This window comes from Shewanella sp. DAU305 (assembly GCF_026802235.1).
Lineage (GTDB): Bacteria > Pseudomonadota > Gammaproteobacteria > Enterobacterales > Shewanellaceae > Shewanella > Shewanella baltica.
In genome coordinates, this window is record NZ_CP113808.1 from 1,970,970 (window position 1) to 1,989,572 (window position 18,603).

An 18,603-nucleotide genomic window follows, 5' to 3' on the forward strand; every position below is an offset into this window, starting at 1 on the left:
TGACAGTGGCAAGTCATGAAGCGCTGCACCACAGCTGCGCGGCATACAACTCATGATTAAGCATTCAAACTTACCCTAACAATTGAGAGCCAGAGCTTAAAGGGCTAGCGCCCAGAGCCCTGAACCCAGAGCCCAGAACTTGAATATCGAGGCGACAGTGTTACAAACAACTAAGAGTACGCTAGCGGATGCAACGACTTGGGATTTAACCCGAGATTACCATTCTTTTGCTAATACCGAACAAGTGCAAGTGAGACATGTCTCTTTGGATTTAGTGGTGGATTTTGACGCGCAGCGTCTTTTCGGTAAAGCGACGCTGTCCTTGGATTACCTTGAGCCCGATGTAACAGAGCTTTGGCTCGATAGCCGCGATCTAACCATACTCGCGGTTACTGCTGTGAATGATGCAGATAGTGTCAATGCCACTGATACAGTGAGTGTTCTAACAACAGAAAATGAGGAGCCGCTCGATTTTGTGCTGAGTGAAGCCAATTCCATTCTCGGGCAAAAATTATGTATCAGTTTACCAACGTCACCTTGCAAACAGGTTTGTATTCACTATCAAACCTCTCCCGCCGCCCAAGGATTACAGTGGCTAGCACCTGAGCAAACTGCGGGTAAACAGTTACCTTATCTCTTCAGTCAATCGCAACCGATCAATGCCCGCAGCTGGATCCCACTACAGGACACGCCTAAGGCGAGAGTGACCTTTGATGCTAAAGTGCAAGTGCCCAAAGGCATGCGCGCAGTGATGAGTGCGATGAATCATCCCGACACACCGCTTAATGGTGTGTTTCACTTTGAGATGGAACGACCTATCCCGACCCATTTAATGGCGCTGGCCGTCGGTGATATTGCCTTTCAAGCGATAGGCCCAAGATGCGGGGTTTATACTGAGCCGAGTATGCTGGTCGCCGCCGCAAAAGAGTTTGAAGATACCGAATATATGCTCGACGTTGCCGAGTCATTGTTAGGTCCTTATGTGTGGGGCCGTTATGACATGATTATCTTGCCGCCGAGTTTCCCTTTTGGCGGGATGGAAAATCCGCGGTTAGCCTTTTTAACGCCCACACTCATCGCCGGCGATAAAAGCTTAGTGTCAACCGTTGCCCATGAGTTAGCGCATTCGTGGACGGGCAATTTAGTCAGTAATGCAACCTGGCGAGATCTCTGGTTAAACGAAGGTTTCACGACTTACTTTACTAACCGTATCGTGGAAGCGGTTTACGGTAAAGAACAGGCAGAGTTGGAGTGGGTGATAGAGTTTGGTCGCTTAACAGAAGAAATGGCGTCTTTACCTAAGGATAAACAAACCTTGCCCGCCAATGTGCAGCAGGGCGATCCCAACCTTGCCTTTAATCGTTTTACCTATGATAAAGCCTCGATGTTTGTCCATGATCTCGAGCGCAGGCTAGGGCGAGTGGCGTTCGATAAATTTTTACGCAACTATGTGGATCATTTTGCCTTTAAGGCGATTACCACCGAAGTGTTTGTTGAATACGCGCAGCAAACCTTACTGCCATTACACTCAGATAAGATTACCGAAGCCGAGCTGCTAACGTGGATTTATGGCGAAGGTTTGCCCGAGGGATATTGCGGACCAACATCCATGAGTTTAGATAAAGTCGATGATGCGCTGGCGAGTTTTTTACAGGGAACGGCCGCGAGCCAATTAAGCGTGGAAGATTGGCGAGTACATCATTGGCAGTATTTTCTGACCCAATTACCGGAAGTCGTCAGCCAAGTGCAACTGATGGATCTGGACGAAACGTTCCGATTCACTCAATCGACTAATGCGGAAATTGCCTGTGATTGGTTTAGAGTGGCGATTCGCAATCATTACGACCCTGTGTTGCCGGCTTTAAGTGCTTATTTAGTGCGTATTGGCCGCGGTAAATTTGTGCGGCCACTTTATGCTGAGCTGCAAATCGCGGGGTATCATACTGAATTAAAAGATATCTATACAAAGGCTCGCGTAGGTTATCACCCTTCGATTCAAGTTCAATTAGACAAGTCGCTAATATTATAGATATTTAGGCGATTGTAGAGATTTAGGTGCGTATAGAAATTAAGGCAAAAAAAATGGCAACCTAAGGTTGCCACAAGGAAATCAGTACGGGATACAAGTAGAATTCAGTGCGCTAGCGTGTTTTCTATTGTGTCCCCAAAGGGAGATGATGATGAACGACCAACTAATTAGACTCAATGCGATAAAACAGAAACTGTGTCATTTGAGTGAATGAAACTGCGACTTCACATATTTCATTCTCAAGGTGCATTTAATCTTATCCGTTAATCCTTACCTATACTCAGAGTCGCCATTTTTAATTAAGTTCACCGATATCAGAAAAAAATCTCAAAAAGTTTAAAAAGATTTTCTGAGGTATTTTTCTGGGAAATATTGAGTGCTCATACTTAAGTGTTACATTTGTTTTACATTATAATCATAGCGATAAAAATTCAACGCGTGTCAGCTTATTAATCTATGAGCTAGCGTTAGCGCTTGTTGAAATTTGAGCAAAAAAAATGGCAACCTAAGGTTGCCACAAGGAAATCAGTGCGGGATACAAGTAGAATTCAGTGCGCTAGCGTGTTTTCTATTGTGTCCCAAAAGGGAGATGATGATGAACGACCAACTAATTAGACTCAATGCGATAGAACAGAAACTGTGTCATTTGAGTAGATGAAACTGCGACTTCACATATTTCATTCTCAAGGTGCATTTAATCTTATCCGTTAATCCTTACCTATACTCAGAGTCGCCATTTTTAATTAAGTTCATCGATATCGCAAAAAAACACCAAAAAGTTTAAAAAAGAATTTCTGAGAGATAAAAAGCAGTTGAAATGAAGCATTACATTTATTTGACATATAAATCATTGGGATAAAAAAAGGCAACCCAATGGTTGCCTAGTGACCTATTCCTAGGTCAAGGGGGCCGCGCTAGAAGCCCCAGGGAGATGATGAACATGAAAAAGACATTCACTGTTCAATACATTTGAGGGGGCTTGTACGGTTAAAGTTCCATAAAAAAGTTAAAATAAATCTAAATTTTTATAAAACGTAAAATTTCAAATAGATAGCGAGTAAATTATTTTAGCAAAGCGGCAATTTTACTTTCTAACGCTTCGGGTTTCGTGGTCGATGCAAATCGTTCAATCGCTTCGCCTTGGCGATTAACTAAAAATTTGGTGAAATTCCATTTGATACCTTGAGTACCTAATACACCGGGAGCGGCTTTCTTAAGGTATTGATAAAGTGGATGGGTATGTTCGCCATTCACTTCTATTTTAGAAAATAGTGGAAATGTCACGCCAAAATTCAATTCACAAAAGGCTTGAATGCCTTGTTCATCGGCTTTTTCTTGGGCGCCAAATTGATTGCAAGGAAAGCCCAAAATCACTAATCCTTGATCTTTATATTCTTGATATAACGCTTCTAATCCCTTGTATTGCGGTGTAAATCCACATTCACTGGCGGTGTTAACGATCAAGAGTACTTTGCCTCGATACTGCTCTAAACTTACCGCGTTGCCTTGAATGTCTGTCGCTGATTGGCTGTATATATTCGTAGTCATGTTCACCTCCATAGGATCTTAGTCAACAGCATAAACTTAAAAATGATTTCCAGCAATCTAGTTGTGCGCAATTTATTTTGTGGGTTTGCTAATTTACTTAATTATCAATATAGTTACAGCAATTTTGTAGCTAAAGAAAAGGGCATCTGTGTGACAGAAAATGACGCAGAATACGAAACAAACATGCAAGCGGACGTGGGGCAGGTTGTTCAACAACTCACTGAAGTTGAAGGCGAAGAACAAGCTGAAGTGTTTAGCGAAATTTTGAATGACTCAGAACCTGGAACCATAGCCTTAGCGCTTGAATCCTTGCCCTTGGATGAGCGTTACGAGCGTTGGCAGCAAGTTGAATTTGCTGACCGAGTGACAGTGTTGAGCTTAATGCGTGCCGATCCGCGCATGGGGATCCTTAAACGGATGCCCGACAATGAAGTGGACTTGCTATTTGCCCAGTTAAGCCCAGAAGATTTAATTGAGTGGAGTGATTATCTCCCTGAAAGTTTTACCGATCGCGCCTTGGCCCAGATGGGCGAGCGTCAGCGACAACGATTCGAACTCTACGATCAGTACTCTGAGAATGAAATCGGGCGCTATACCGATCATCAAATGTTGGTGCTCAGTGATAAGGCGAGCGTTGCGCAGGCACAGCGCTTTTTCCGCCGTATTGAACTCGATTGTAACGACAATTTGTTTATCGTTGATGATCAGGATAAGTATCAAGGCACAGTGCGTCGGTATGACATTTTTAAACATAATCCCGATGAATTATTGATTTCACTCTTGTCAGAGGATAGCCGTGCGTTATCCGCTGACACAAGTTTATTGGAAGCGGCCGAAGCGATAGAGCACAGCCGCGAAATCGAATTGCCTGTGATCGATGAGTCTGGAGAGTTAATTGGTCGCGTGACGCTGCGAACCGCGACCGCTTTAGTACGTGAGCATTATGAAGCGCAATTGATGGCAACTGCGGGTATGGATGAGTCCGACGACTTGTTCGCGCCGATTATGAAAGGCGCCCAGCGCCGCGCTGTGTGGCTCGGGATCAATTTACTGACGGCTTTCCTCGCTTCGGCGACGATTGGCTTATTTGAAAATGTGTTATCCCAAGTGGTTGCGTTAGCGGTATTGATGCCGATTGTGGCTTCTATGGGCGGCATTGCGGGTAGTCAGTCGTTGACGCTGATGATCCGCGGCATGGCTATGGGACAGATTTCAGCGGGTAACTTGTTTTCGTTAATGAAGAACGAACTCGGTATTGGCATAGTTAACGGATTTTTGTGGGCGATAGTCATAGGTTTAGTCGCTGGCTGGTGGTTCGGTGAAGCGACCATAGGCATAGTGATTGGCTGTGCAATTTTGATCAACATGGCCGTGGCAGCAATTGCTGGTGTGGTCGTGCCTATGGTGCTGCAGAAGTTTAATCAAGATGCGGCGCTGTCGGGTTCAGTGATCTTGACCACAGTGACAGATGTGGTGGGCTTCTTTACTTTCTTAGGTATGGCGACCCTCTTGTATCTGTAGTGCATTGGTATATAAACAGTTATATCAATAGTGCTCTGTTAGATTTGTAGTATGAGAGTGAAAGCGAAGTGGGATATGAGTGCACAGCTAAGTGGCGTGCATTCCCCGTATGTTGGCAACATTAACGGTTTAATCTGGATATGAGTGACATTCAGTTTGTAATAAGTGAACAACCAGAGGAATTAGCGCTGGCGGCACAATTGATTGATGGGCGTGATGATAATGCTCATCCGTTGGATCATCAGGTCTTTTTCCATTCCCGTGCGGTGATCTTAGCGAAAACTTTTGAGGGTGAGATAGTCGGTTGCGCTGCGATAAAAGCCGGCAAAGGTACAGTGGGTGAGCTAGGTTATTTGGTGGTGTCGTCCCATTATCGGCGTCAAGGCATCGCCCAAGGTTTAACGCAAAAACGTATCGAAGTGGCGAAGGCTTTAGGGATCTTGATTTTATACGCCACTATTCGCGCCGAGAATACGTCGAGCCAAGCCAATTTGTTGAAGGCTGGCTTTCATTTTTGGCGTGATTATTTGAGTATCCGCGGCACGGGCAACACTGTGGGTTGGTATTACTTAGCCTTAAGTACCAATGTCGACGCTGAAGCGATCATGTTGTCTTTAGTGGGTGATCGCATTCAAGCGGTATAATTGTGCTGTAAGTGAAAAAGCTTAGATCTTCAGCTGTTTCGAGTTTGTTTTACATTTGTATATCCATCGCAAAAAATCCCCATTTATACGCAAATAGGCTGATTTTCTTTATTTATTCGGTATGATCCGCGGCTATTACCCACAGTCATTTATTGAGGTGTTTTTATGGCTAAGTTCAGAGTAGCAAGTGTTTTATTATTGAGTGCAGCAGCGCTGCAAGTGAATGCGTCAGAATTTAATCTTGGGTTGAATAACGATGTGGTTTCTACTGAGTTAGAACTGCAATTGAGCAAAGATACTAACGCAGTGTTAGGTTATATCTATGCCGACGAGGGCGGCCATATTGCCCAAGGTGCAATGCACATGACCCATGATGTGGGTGTGCATCACTTTGAAGTTGGCGCTAAGTTAAGTCAGCTTTGGTCTGACTATTCTCCAAATGGTAGCGCCATTTCTGTTGGTGGCCGTTATGCGCTATCTATGGGACCTAATATTTCATTACACGCCGCCGCTTACTACGCACCGTCAGTCTTATCGTTTGGTAATGTTGATGGTCAATATGAGCTCGATTCAAAAGTGCAATACCGCGTAACGCCAAACATGGCGTTTTATGTTGGTTATCGCAAGATTGCCTATGAGTACGATAATGCGCGCGATTTCACTTTCGAAGATGGCGTGTATATTGGCGGCAAATTCCGCTTCTAAAACAAATCGTTTTGATCTCGCTGCGTTAACTTAGCAGTCGATGTAAAGAGCCGGCCGAGGTCAACTTCGCCGGCTTTTCCATTTTGCTTTTAGCTCGCTGTAGCTGGGCAATATGGATGAAAAAATGACTAATCCGATACCGATTAACATCACTAGGCTGAGTTCTTCATCCAGTATCCACCAGCCGAACAAGGCCGCAAAAATCAATCCGGTATATTCTACAGGCGCCATTTGGCTCGCATCGGCACGTCGATAGGCGTGAATGATGAGATAGGTCATGCCAATATAAAATAGTCCCAACGTTAATCCCACCTGTGTCACTGGCAAACTAAAGTCCGCGCCTTCGTATAAGGTCGCCGGTATCAGAAATATCATCGCAAAGGCATTAGACCAAAAGAGCATAGAGAAAGGATGTTCATGGGTCGAATAGGTCTTTAAAATCAAACTATTCAACGCCGACGTCATAGCGCCGAAAAAGGCTAAACCTATATACAGGTTAAATTCGGTTGGTTGGCTGATAAGTAGAATGCCAGTAAAGCCAATGATCCCCGCAACTGAGCGTCGATAGCCGATGCGTTCATGCAAAAATAACGCAGAAAGCACAAGAAGTAACAAAGGTGAGGTATAAATCACGGCGGTTACCGTTGCGAGGGGAAGATGCAAAATGGCGAGCATAAAAATGGCATTGCCGAGTCCAATCAATAGGGCGCGGGCAAGATGCACTTTGTAATAAGGGCTCAGTTTGAGATTACCCTGCAAGCGCCACACAAAAGGCAGCACTAGCAAGGTGGCAAAGAGTTGTCTGTAGAGCACCAGTTGGAACACGGGGGCATCATTTTCAAGCAACTTGACCAAGAGGTTGCCACTGGCAATCAGGAGTTGTGCGGCTAAAATCATCAATAGAGGCTGCATAGGATCCCAGCAAAAAATAAGTCAGTATTAAGTTGTATTTTGGATTTCAGGCCACGATTTGGACTTTGAGACTAAAATAGCTCCATACGGCATGGGATATTCGACTAATTTAGCCTAACTGATTGTAAAAAACTAAATGTGGCCATAAAGTTAACCTACAATTCCAACTATCGACTAAGATTGACAGCATTAGCATTTACTTCATCGCTGTATAAATGATCTATGGCCCTTTAACTTAATAAGCCGATGAACAAACTTAAACAAACCCTATTTTGGTGTTTTTTACTTTTTATATGGACATTAAGTCCCTCTGTATTAAGCGCTGAAATTGCGTTGGACTCGCCGTATTTGTTCCATGCTCAAGCGGATCAACAGCCCCCAAAACAGTTTGATGCCGTGCCCCATTGGATGGGCCAACTCGACGAAGCTAACTCTGTGAGTTTAACCGGCGGTGACTATTGGATGATCACGCCTGTGATGGTCAATCAACGTCAGTCGAATTGGGTAGTGGATGCGAGTAATTCGATTATCGAATCTGTAGATTATTGGATACTCGGCAGTGATGGCAGTTCACAGCATGCCCACAGTGGCTACAGTGCACCCTACGAATTTTTATTCGATTATGGCCGTAAGGTCACCTTGAATATGGGGACGGATTATTGGCTGTTGGTTAAGCTCAGTAGTCGTTATTACTCATCTCCTCCCGAGATAGCTCTGCAAAGCGTGACGGATCATCAGTTGATGTCTGATCGCCTCGCCATGGCAGTGCTGCTGTGCTTAGGCGGCTTATTGTTTATCGCCTTATATAATCTTCTGATTTATATCTCTATTCTCGATAAAGCTTTTCTTTATTATGGCCTTTATGTCTTCGCGTATTTTGGTGGCTGGGCACTGACCTTCCATTTGCCAGCGCACTTGTTTAATTTCCATTACCTTGAGTTGCACCATCTGTTTTTTATCAGTTTGCCGATTTTTAATATCATGTTTTACAAGCACTTCTTGCAGCTGCCTAGCTACTCACCACGATTGTGGCGCCTCAGTCAGTATTTGATGTTTGCTTGTATTGTTGCTTTGCCGACCAGTATTTGGTTGTTGCCCTATACGGCGATTATTGCCTCAGTGCTGATCATGTTGTGGATTGCCTTAGCGATTACCTGTGGTAATGTCTGCTTGATGAAAGGCTTTGCCCCTGCACGTTATTTTATTCTCGCCTTTACTTGTTTACTCTTGCCTGCGGTGATTATTTTGCCCGGGAATATGGGGCTAACCCCTGACTTTATTGAACATGCGGAGCTGGCGACGCTGATGGGCGGCACGGCCGATGCGCTGCTGTTGTCCTTAGCGTTAGCGAATAAGCTTAAGTTACTCGCAGAGGAACGTAAGGCGCATATTGAAGAGCTCGCGATTGCGTGGGAAAAAGCCCGCTTAGATGGCTTGACCCGAGTCGGCAATCGTTATGCCTTTGATGAATATATGAATTCTCAATTAGGCTTCGCCGATAAAGTGGTGCAGCCTATGGCTTTAGCGCTATTGAATATTGATAGCCTGAAAAGTGTTAACGAAACGCTCGGCCATCAAGAGGGCGATAGATTACTGCAAGTGGTAGTGCAGTTATTGCAAGCAACGGACTTAGCGCATTTAAAGCTTTATCGTATTAGTGGTGATGAGTTTGTGGTTGTGACGCCTTCGGTGGGGATCCCGCTATTGCTGAGTTCGTTAAATGGGTTACGCGAACAATTAGCCAGCCAAGGCTTTAAGGATTGTCAGTGTAGTTTTGGGATCTCGTTAAACTCTGAGGTGGCCGATCCCCATGAATGGCTGCGTTTGGCAGACACTAACTTGTACCAATCACGAATGGATAAGCGCCGCCAAGAGTATGCCGATACTCGCGGGGTCGATGTAAGACTACATTTAAGCTAACGACTGCGTTCAATCAAATAGTTTGCAATGGATGCTAGATAAAAGCTAGATAAAAGCTAGGTAAAAATTAGGTAAAACAAAACGGCGCAGATAAATTCTGCGCCGTTGGTGTTATTGGTTAACTTTCGCCACCATAAAGATTATTTAGCTAGGCTAAAATTTCGGTATTTCAGTGAGTTGATTCATCATAAGATGCATATAACTGTTTTGCTTTTAATGCTCTATTTATGAAATATTTTTCATTTGGTCATACTTTACGATTCATAGTCCGCGATTAGTTAGAACAGCCTGACTTATAGCTTCACACATTCAACTTTTACTTCGCTAAACCAAAGGTTTATCTCATAAATCTGCGACTTAATATCAAAAGACACTTAGTCGTTTCTCCCTTGCCAGTTGTCAGGCTGGCGCTAAATCATAAGCAGTATCAATCAACACGAACATAGTACTGATTTATTCGAGCGGCTTTATCTGAGTGACGGTTGAAATCACTTGTCCATGGCGCAAGCGGGTTTGCAGGCTATCACCGATTGTCAGTTTATCGGCAGAGTCGACCACTTGATTGTGGATGTCAGTGGTGATGCTGTAGCCACGGCTCAAGGTCGCAAGCGGACTGACGGTTTCAAGCTGATGGGCCGCGTATTTTATCCGTTGCTCACTTTGGCTTAGTTTGTCCTGCAATGCATCCTGTAAGCGACTTGCAAGATAACTTAGGCGGTTCCTCTCAATGGCGAGCTTATGCTTGGGAGATTGCTGTTCAAGGCGACTTGCGAGCAACTGCTGACGACGGCTGAGTATGTGCAAGCGATTCGACAGCGCCGACTCCAGTCTTAATTGCATCTCATCGAATCTTTGTTCGAACTGCTGCAAGGTCCGTTTGGGATCTTGGCGTTGCAGCCTGTGCTCAAGCAAACTGAGTCGTCTTTCTTGCTTAAGTTGATAATGTTTCGCACTTTGTTGCAAGCGCGATAAGGCTGTTGCGAGTTTTTGCGCCTTATTGTCGCTATCTTGGGATAACAACTCGGCACCTGCAGATGGTGTTGGAGCGCGAATATCGGCCACGTAATCACTGATGGTGGTGTCGACTTCATGGCCGACAGCGCTGACCACGGGCAGGGCGCTGTTATAAATTGTCTGGGCGAGGGCTTCGCTGTTAAAACACCACAAATCCTCAAGCGAACCGCCGCCACGGGTGAGCAGTAATACATCGACTTCTAAACGCTGGTTGGCGATATTGATTGCCTGACAAATACTCTGAGCTGCGGTTTCACCTTGAACTTGAGTCGGATAGATAATGACTTCGATTGAAGGGTCGCGCCTTGCGAGTACGTGTAAGACATCGCGAATCGCCGCGCCGGTTGGCGAAGTAATAACGCCAATGCGTTGGATATTTTTCGGCAATGGTCTTTTGGTGTCGGCAGCGAATAATCCTTCGGCGGCGAGCTTCATTTTGAGTGCATCGAACTGCTGGGCGAGTAATCCATCCCCTGCGGGCAGCATGGACTCAATTAATAATTGATAGTCGCCTCTGGGTTCATACACGCTTATCGCGCCTTTGACTAACACTTGCTGACCATTGATGGGCTTAAAGCTGACCGTTTGGTTACGGCCTTTAAACATGGCGCAACGGATCTGGGAAGAGTGGTCTTTTAAGGTGAGATACCAATGACCTGAGCTGGGGGAGGAAAAGTTGGATATTTCGCCATTGAGCCAAATTTTACCCAGTTGTCCCTCGAGAATTTGTCTGACTTCACCATTGAGCCGCGAGACAGTATAAATATTGTTTTTGGTGCCTTGCATCGAATTACTCAATTAAATGGGGATATTTGCTATTTTCCATTTACCAGTGCCGATATGCAAGGTATAATCCCGCCGCAATATTTCACCTCTAAATCCTACTCAACTGGGGAGATGTTGCATATGCTACGTTTAATTAAAGAAGCGCTTACTTTTGACGATGTGTTGCTTGTTCCTGCGCATTCGACTGTACTCCCAAATACCGCCATTCTTAAAACTCGCCTGACCAATACCATTGAATTGAATATCCCACTTGTGTCTGCCGCTATGGACACAGTTACCGAAGCTCGTCTTGCGATCGCTATGGCGCAGGAAGGCGGCTTAGGCTTTATTCATAAAAACATGAGCATTGAAAAACAAGCCGAAGAAGTTCGTAAAGTAAAAATTTACGAAGCGGGCGTGGTTCAACAACCTGTAACTGTGACGCCATCAACGACCTTAGCCGATCTGAAAGTGTTAACACTGAAGAATGGTTTTGCGGGTTATCCCGTGGTTAACGAAGCAAACGAGCTGGTCGGTATCATTACTGGCCGTGACGTACGTTTCGTGACGGATTGGAGCAAAACGGTAGAGGAAGTGATGACGCCTAAAGCGCGTTTAGTCACTGTTGCCGAAGGCACTAAATTAGATGAAGTGCAAAAGTTGATGCACTCACACCGTATCGAAAAAGTGCTTGTGGTTGATGATAACTATAAGCTGAAAGGCCTCATCACAGTTAAAGACTTCGAGAAAGCCGAACGTAAACCTAACGCCTGTAAAGATGAGTTAGGCCGTTTACGTGTTGGCGCTGCAGTTGGTGCGGGCGCAGGTAACGAAGAGCGTGTTGACGCACTCGTTAAAGCTGGCGTTGACGTATTACTTATCGATTCTTCCCACGGACATTCAGAAGGCGTTTTACAACGCATTCGTGAAACTCGCGCTAAACATCCTGATTTGCAAATTATCGGCGGTAACGTTGCCACGGCTGAAGGCGCATTAGCGCTGGTCGAAGCAGGCGTTAACGCAGTTAAAGTCGGTATTGGCCCTGGTTCTATCTGTACGACTCGTATCGTCACTGGTGTTGGCGTGCCACAAATCACAGCCGTTTCAGATGCTGCCGCAGCCATGAAGAGCCTAGGTATTCCTGTGATTGCCGATGGTGGCATTCGTTTCTCTGGTGACTTAGCCAAAGCATTAGCCGCGGGTGCATCTTGCATCATGGCGGGCTCAATGTTTGCGGGAACTGAGGAAGCGCCAGGCGAAACTGAACTTTATCAAGGCCGTGCATACAAGTCATATCGCGGCATGGGTTCTTTAGGCGCTATGTCTCAAGGATCTTCTGACCGTTATTTCCAATCAGACAATGCTGCCGATAAGTTAGTCCCAGAAGGTGTTGAAGCGCGCGTGCCTTACAAAGGCAAGTTGAAGGAAATCATCCATCAACATATGGGCGGTCTGCGTTCATGCATGGGCTTAACGGGTTGTGCCACCATTCTAGAACTGAATGAAAAAGCCCAATTTGTGAAAGTGACTTCAGCAGGCATGGGCGAGTCCCACGTGCACGATGTGACTATCACTAAAGAAGCACCGAACTACCGTTCAGGTTCTTAATCGTTTGATAAGAGGGGGCGGCAATAAGCCGCCCCTTTGTAAAGCGTGTGATCCAATACTCAAGGCTGGCTCTTGCCGCGTTGAGCAATGTTAAAACAATAGATGAGATAAAGGTTACCCATGAGCGATATTCATGAGCACAAGATACTGATCCTCGATTTTGGATCTCAGTACACTCAACTGATTGCCCGTCGTATCCGTGAAATCGGTGTGTACTGTGAATTATGGGCTTGGGACGTAACAGAAGCCCAAATCCGCGAATTTGCCCCGAACGGTATTATTCTTGCTGGCGGACCTGAAAGTGTCACGGCTGAAAACTCGCCGCGTGCGCCTGAATACGTATTTACTGCGGGTGTGCCTGTACTGGGCATTTGCTACGGCATGCAAACCATGTCTGAGCAGCTGGGCGGTAAAGTGATCCAAGGTGTGGGCGAAGGTGAATTCGGCTACGCTCAAATTGAAATGCTGACAGATTCGTTACTATTCAAAGGCATCGAAGACGCAGTTAACAGCGAAGGCAAACCCTTACTCGACGTATGGATGAGCCACGGCGATAAAGTATCGGCCATTCCTGAAGGGTTTGTGGCGGTCGCTAAAACGGATACTTGCCCATTTGCCGCTATGGCAAACGAAGAGAAGCAATTCTTCGGCGTACAGTTCCACCCTGAAGTGACCCACACTCGCCAAGGCATGCGCATGTTATCGCACTTTGCCTTAGACATTTGTGGTTGTGCGGCTAACTGGAAACCTTCCTCTATCATCGAAGATGCGATTGAGCGCTTGAAGAAGCAAATCGGCGATGATGAAGTGATTTTAGGGCTATCGGGCGGTGTCGATTCTTCGGTTGTGGCTATGTTGCTGCACCGTGCTATCGGTAAAAAACTGACCTGCGTATTCGTTGATAACGGTTTATTGCGTTTGAACGAAGCCGAGCAAGTGATGGAAATGTTTGGCGATCATTTTGGTCTGAACATTATTCATGTTGATGCGGAAAATCGCTTCCTTGACGCGATGAAAGGCGAAGCCGATCCAGAAGCTAAGCGTAAGATCATCGGCCGTGTATTCGTGGAAATTTTCGATGAAGAATCGAAAAAATGCGCCAATGCAAAATGGTTAGCGCAAGGCACGATTTATCCAGACGTGATTGAATCTGCTGGCAGCGCCACAGGTAAAGCACATGTGATCAAGTCGCACCATAACGTTGGCGGTTTGCCAGACGATATGGAACTGGGTTTAGTTGAGCCACTGCGCGAATTGTTCAAAGATGAAGTGCGCAAAATTGGTCTTGAGTTAGGTCTGCCATACAACATGCTTTATCGTCACCCGTTCCCAGGACCGGGTCTTGGTGTGCGTGTTTTAGGTGAAGTGAAGAAAGAATACTGTGACTTATTGCGCCGCGCCGATGCTATCTTCATTGAAGAACTGCATAAAGCCGACCTGTACAATAAAGTCAGCCAAGCCTTTACCGTGTTCTTACCTGTACGCTCAGTCGGTGTTATGGGTGATGGCCGTAAATATGATTGGGTTGTGTCACTGCGCGCCGTTGAAACCGTTGATTTTATGACGGCCCATTGGGCACATCTGCCGTATGATTTCTTAGGTCGCGTATCAAACCGCATCATCAACGAAGTCGATGGCATTTCCCGTGTGGTTTACGATATTTCTGGCAAGCCGCCAGCGACTATCGAATGGGAATAGCCCAAATATAAATAGCTAATAAAATACTATTTATGGTTTATCTCAATGCCAGTCATTTTATTGACTGGCATTTTTTATTGGGGTAACGATATTGACTCAAAAAAACAAGGTGATCCACAAATCTGAAGCAGTCAGTATCGCTTTGTACGCAAACAGCAGTCCTTTGATGGAGTAATTATATAAGGCTGCACTTTATTACCAATGCGGGATTGTGTACCGCTATGTGGGTTAACATATCTAATTTGCAAGGTTTTCCTCCTTAAACTTCTTTTTAATCATTATGCTAAGAGCTGTTATTATCGAATTATTGATTATCCAATAAAATTATCTTGCTCTCGATAGGGTTAACAAGATGTTCAGCTGAGGATTACCGTGGCAATTTTTGATATTGAGAAAGACGAATTACTCCGACTCTCCGATACTCTGCTCGAAGAGTTGATTGCTCGTCTTGCCGAGGCTGAAATAGCTGCGCAGGGACATAGCCCTGCATATGTAAACTGGTCAGGCTCAATTAATGCTCCTGATGGTGGCATTGATATTCACGTTAAAGTCCCCGTCGAACAGCTGAGCACAGGTTTTCTTGAAAGACCCAACACAATTCTTCAGGCCAAAAAGCATTCAATGCCGATGGCTGCGATCATCAAGGAAATGGTCACCGCTGGGAAACTGTCACCGACCATCTCTGAACATGCCAAAAGAGGTGGGAGCTATATCATTGTCAGCTTAGGTGATGATTGCTCTCCTCCTATGAAGAGGGACCGTCTCAAAGCAATGCGAGATGCCGTAGCGGATGATCCTAATAGTGACAATCTTTACTTGGACTTCTACGACCGTTCTAAACTGGCTCAATGGGTACGGCAACATCCGTCAGTCATGCTCTGGACAAAAAGAAATCTCGGTCAGGGATATTCAGGTTGGCAGCCATACGGCGCATGGAGCAATCCACCAGAGGGGACGCCGGACATCTTGATTTCAGCCTCGGGTGTGACTGTGACTCTGCCGTCAGGCTGGGGGCAACCGCTCAGCATTAATGACGCCATTGCACCGATGCGAGATCTTATTCGCTCTACTAAGAAGGCGGTTCGCATCACTGGGTTATCTGGTGTTGGAAAGACCAGAATTGTACAGGCACTTTTCGATGAAACGGTCGGTACAGATGCGCTTGACCGGACTATCGCAGTCTATGTCGACACAGGTGAAAGTCCGGAGCCTTCTGCTACAGCAATGCTAGATAGGCTGATTGCAGAGGGGGAACGGGCTATTATGGTCCTTGATAATTGCCCTTCAGAATTGCACACCTTACTAGCCAGTAAAGTCTCTGCCAAAGGTACAAAGGTCAGCCTTATCACGGTTGAATATGACATCAGAGACGATAAGCCTCAGACCACAGAGGTCATCCATATAGAAGCGGTAGGGCCTGAGGTGGCTGAACAGCTTCTGCTGCGCCGTTTCCCTAAAATCGGCCAGAATAACGCCCGCCGAATTGCCGCGTTTGCTGATGGTAATTCGAGGGTATCTCTGGCTATTGCCGAGCGGGTTGAGGAAGGTGAGAGTTTAGCTCAGCTTTCTGATACTCAGTTGTTTGATCGCTTGTTTGAGCAGCGTAAAGGCCCTGATGATAACCTGCGTGAGCACGCTGAAATTCTGTCTCTGGTCTATTCATTCTCGGTAGCAACTGTTGAGAAAGGCCAAAACGAACTTGAGGTATTGGGTTCGAACTTTGGGTATTCCTCAAGCCAGTTGTCTCGGTCAGTCAACAAGTTATCAGAGCGCCATATAGTACAGAAGAGGGCTTATTGGAGAGCTATTTTGCCCCATGCCATTGCCAATAAGTTGGCTATGTCGGCACTGAATAATTTACCCGTTGCTCAACTTAGAGAAACCTTTGAAGCCCCCGGACGTCAACGCTTACTCATGTCTTTCGCACATAGGCTCGGGTTGTTGCATGATCATCCTGTGGCGAAAGAGATCGTTGAAACTTGGCTTCAACCCGATGGGTTGCTGGGGCGGATAACCGAATTAAACGATATATCGGCACGAATGCTGGATTATATCGCACCAGTAACGCCAGAAGTTCTGCTCGACAGGATTGAAGCGATACTTATCACCTCTGATTTTAAAGGCATGAAACCAGGTTATAAGTCTCGACGAACGTCAATTATCAATCTTCTGCTATTGCTGGCGTATGAACCGATCGCCTTTGAGCGGTGCATTAGGCTCCTCATCCATTTAGCGGACTTCGAAGAGGAAAGCAACAACAATGCTTCTGCGCGAAATCAGATAACGAAGTTCTTCCAAGCATATCTGTCCGGCACACACGCTACTTTAGAACAACGCATTGCGATCATGAATGAATGTCTTTCATCAAGCGTGACTGTAAGGAGGTCATTAGGTTTAAGGATGCTCTCTACAGCCTTAGAGGCGCGGTGGAGTGGGTCAGGGGTAAACGAGTTTGGTGCTCGCCCAAGAGACTATGGATTTCAACCCAATCACGATCAGCTTGTGCAGTGGCGTAGCGCCTTTATCGAAGTTGCTGTCAAACTGGGAACCTCCGGTGATTCGACTCTTGAAGATCTTGCAAGACAGACGCTGGCGAAAGCATTTAGAGGAATGTGGCGACAAGTTGCAATGAGGGAAAAGCTAATTGACGCTGCTGGCAAATTACATGCACATCGCCCTTGGGGAGATGGTTGGAAAGCCGTCCGAACAACTATCTATTTCGACCATACCAAGCGCAAAGATGGGGATGATGTTGAGCCTCTGCCGGACAACCTTGCCGTATTGGAGAGGGAGTTGGAGCCCCATGACTTGATTCCGGCAATTCTGACTTATGTGTTGAGCAATAGGCCGGATTATTGGGCATTGGATGCTAATTTTGATCATGAAAAAATCCACAAATATGATGAAGCTAGGCAACGACTTGAAACTAAGGCGCTCCGGTTAGGTGAGGAATTTGCGTTATCGGACCATAAGCTCGACGAGCTGGGTCCACATCTTTTTTCCAGCGATTCGATGCCTTATCGCACCACATTCGGGAGAGGCTTGGCAAAAGGGGCGCATGATTTACGAGTCAGCTGGCAGCTACTCGTCGAACAGCTGGGGCTGCAGTCCGAAGTCTGCCGAGATATTGCTGTCTTTGGTGGTTTCATCAAAGAGGTTGACTCTATCGATTCAGTTCTAGCTCAAGAGCTACTCGAACAGTGCACGCAGCATCCTAAGCTTCGACAGGCCTTGGTTAATTTGCACCCTTGTGGAAAATTTACAGAAACCGACCTAGATCGTTGTATGGCAATTCTGGATGACCCAGAAATTCACCCTAGCATGTTTGAACCAATCCTCTGGCGGGACGACTATGCGCATTTGCCTAAAGGCCGTATTATCAATCTCGCTCAACGGCTCCTGAGTAAACCGAATGGTGATGATGTGGTGCTAGAGGCGCTAAGCATGAGGTTAGATGGTACAGTTGATACACTTGGTCCCGACTTTCGACAAATAGGTTTAAGAGCTGCGATCTTGAGTCTCTCAAAAAATCATGACGATTATAGTGGTGGCAGGGATTACCGAATGGAGCGTGTGATCAGTGCTGCGTTACGCTTTAATTGCAATGAGGCCGCAAAGCAAGAGTGGTTGGATACCATATTTACTGTTGTCGATGACAACTATGGTTACATTTATTCATGCGAAAACACCATTGCGTCGACTGCGGCATTAATGCCTGCAGCATTCCTGAATCGTGTTTTTGAGGGCACTGAAGAGCAACAACATCTGCGACAGTTCTTTATTCTGCATAGCGGATTGGACCAGTCAATTCTCGCCAAAATCGATGTGGACGTGTTGATTGAATGGTGCAGAGCCAGAAACGATACCAACGTGTGGGCGATTGTAGCGGCGGGTATTAGTCTCTGGGAACAGGATGGAAATCAGGGTGCAGTTATTATGTCAGAGTCAGCACTCAGACTGCTGGAAGCATCTCCTGAACCTGAAGCTGTTCTGGAGGCATTTGCTGAACGTGTTACTTCTGGTAGCCGAGCAAACGCAATGCAACCTGGAACGGATGCTATTAGAAAGTTGGTTGAACATGAAAGATCAGATATTGCGGCCGCAGCTAAAACACTCTCTGCAAACTTGGTTCAACTAATCGAGCGTCAGAAAGAGCGAGAACAGCGGGAGGATATGGAGCACGAGCAACGGTTTGAATAAAGGCTACTCTATCCGAACTTTACAGGTTCAATACCTAGA

General features: G+C 45.9%; 11 protein-coding genes. 8 read left to right on the forward strand and 3 right to left on the reverse strand.

What is annotated here, in order from left to right; translation table 11 throughout:
- Positions 1-157 precede the first annotated feature (157 nt).
- Positions 158-2,029, forward strand: coding sequence for a M1 family metallopeptidase (locus tag OX890_RS08390; RefSeq protein WP_268650417.1), 1,872 nt, complete (start codon positions 158-160; stop codon positions 2,027-2,029).
- A 1,062-nt stretch (positions 2,030-3,091) separates the two neighbouring features.
- Here the strand turns inward: OX890_RS08390 and OX890_RS08395 are convergent.
- Positions 3,092-3,577, reverse strand: coding sequence for a glutathione peroxidase (locus OX890_RS08395; RefSeq protein ID WP_012588182.1), 486 nt, complete (start codon positions 3,575-3,577; stop codon positions 3,092-3,094).
- A gap of 150 nt (positions 3,578-3,727) precedes the next feature.
- On the opposite strand from OX890_RS08395, the gene OX890_RS08400 reads away from it, so the two are divergent.
- The 3 genes from OX890_RS08400 (at position 3,728) to OX890_RS08410 (ending at position 6,447) form a co-directional block, all read left to right on the forward strand.
- The gene (locus tag OX890_RS08400) at positions 3,728-5,098 is read left to right on the forward strand and encodes a magnesium transporter (RefSeq protein ID WP_011846297.1); all 1,371 of its coding nucleotides are present in this window, start codon (positions 3,728-3,730) and stop codon (positions 5,096-5,098) included.
- 140 nt (positions 5,099-5,238) lie between these two features.
- Entirely contained in the window at positions 5,239-5,742 is a 504-nt protein-coding gene (locus tag OX890_RS08405) for a GNAT family N-acetyltransferase (protein WP_268650418.1), read from the forward strand.
- A gap of 165 nt (positions 5,743-5,907) precedes the next feature.
- Positions 5,908-6,447, forward strand: a complete 540-nt coding sequence (locus OX890_RS08410; RefSeq protein ID WP_006085173.1) for a YfaZ family outer membrane protein — start codon at positions 5,908-5,910, stop codon at positions 6,445-6,447.
- A gap of 60 nt (positions 6,448-6,507) precedes the next feature.
- Here the strand turns inward: OX890_RS08410 and OX890_RS08415 are convergent, their stop codons facing one another.
- Positions 6,508-7,359 (reverse strand): DMT family transporter, encoded by an 852-nt coding sequence (locus OX890_RS08415; protein ID WP_268650419.1) that lies wholly within the window; start codon positions 7,357-7,359, stop codon positions 6,508-6,510.
- Between the two features lie 246 nt (positions 7,360-7,605).
- Between OX890_RS08415 and OX890_RS08420 the strand changes: the two genes are divergently transcribed.
- Positions 7,606-9,279, forward strand: a complete 1,674-nt coding sequence (locus OX890_RS08420; RefSeq protein ID WP_259482106.1) for a diguanylate cyclase — start codon at positions 7,606-7,608, stop codon at positions 9,277-9,279.
- Between the two features lie 453 nt (positions 9,280-9,732).
- Here OX890_RS08420 and xseA read toward each other — a convergent pair whose 3' ends face one another.
- Complete coding sequence (xseA, locus tag OX890_RS08425) at positions 9,733-11,079, reverse strand: exodeoxyribonuclease VII large subunit (protein WP_268650420.1); 1,347 nt, start codon at positions 11,077-11,079, stop codon at positions 9,733-9,735.
- A 120-nt stretch (positions 11,080-11,199) separates the two neighbouring features.
- Here xseA and guaB point away from each other — a divergent pair, with 120 nt between their 5' ends.
- The 3 genes from guaB to OX890_RS08440 all read left to right on the forward strand — a co-directional run bounded on the left by guaB (position 11,200) and on the right by OX890_RS08440 (position 18,564).
- The gene (gene guaB / locus OX890_RS08430; RefSeq protein WP_006085677.1) at positions 11,200-12,666 is read left to right on the forward strand and encodes an IMP dehydrogenase; all 1,467 of its coding nucleotides are present in this window, start codon (positions 11,200-11,202) and stop codon (positions 12,664-12,666) included.
- Between the two features lie 120 nt (positions 12,667-12,786).
- On the forward strand, positions 12,787-14,364 hold the full coding sequence (guaA, locus tag OX890_RS08435) for a glutamine-hydrolyzing GMP synthase (RefSeq protein ID WP_006082475.1): 1,578 nt from the start codon (positions 12,787-12,789) through the stop codon (positions 14,362-14,364).
- Positions 14,365-14,736: 372 nt separating this feature from the next.
- Positions 14,737-18,564 (forward strand): hypothetical protein, encoded by a 3,828-nt coding sequence (locus tag OX890_RS08440; protein WP_268650421.1) that lies wholly within the window; start codon positions 14,737-14,739, stop codon positions 18,562-18,564.
- Positions 18,565-18,603: the final 39 nt, after the last annotated feature.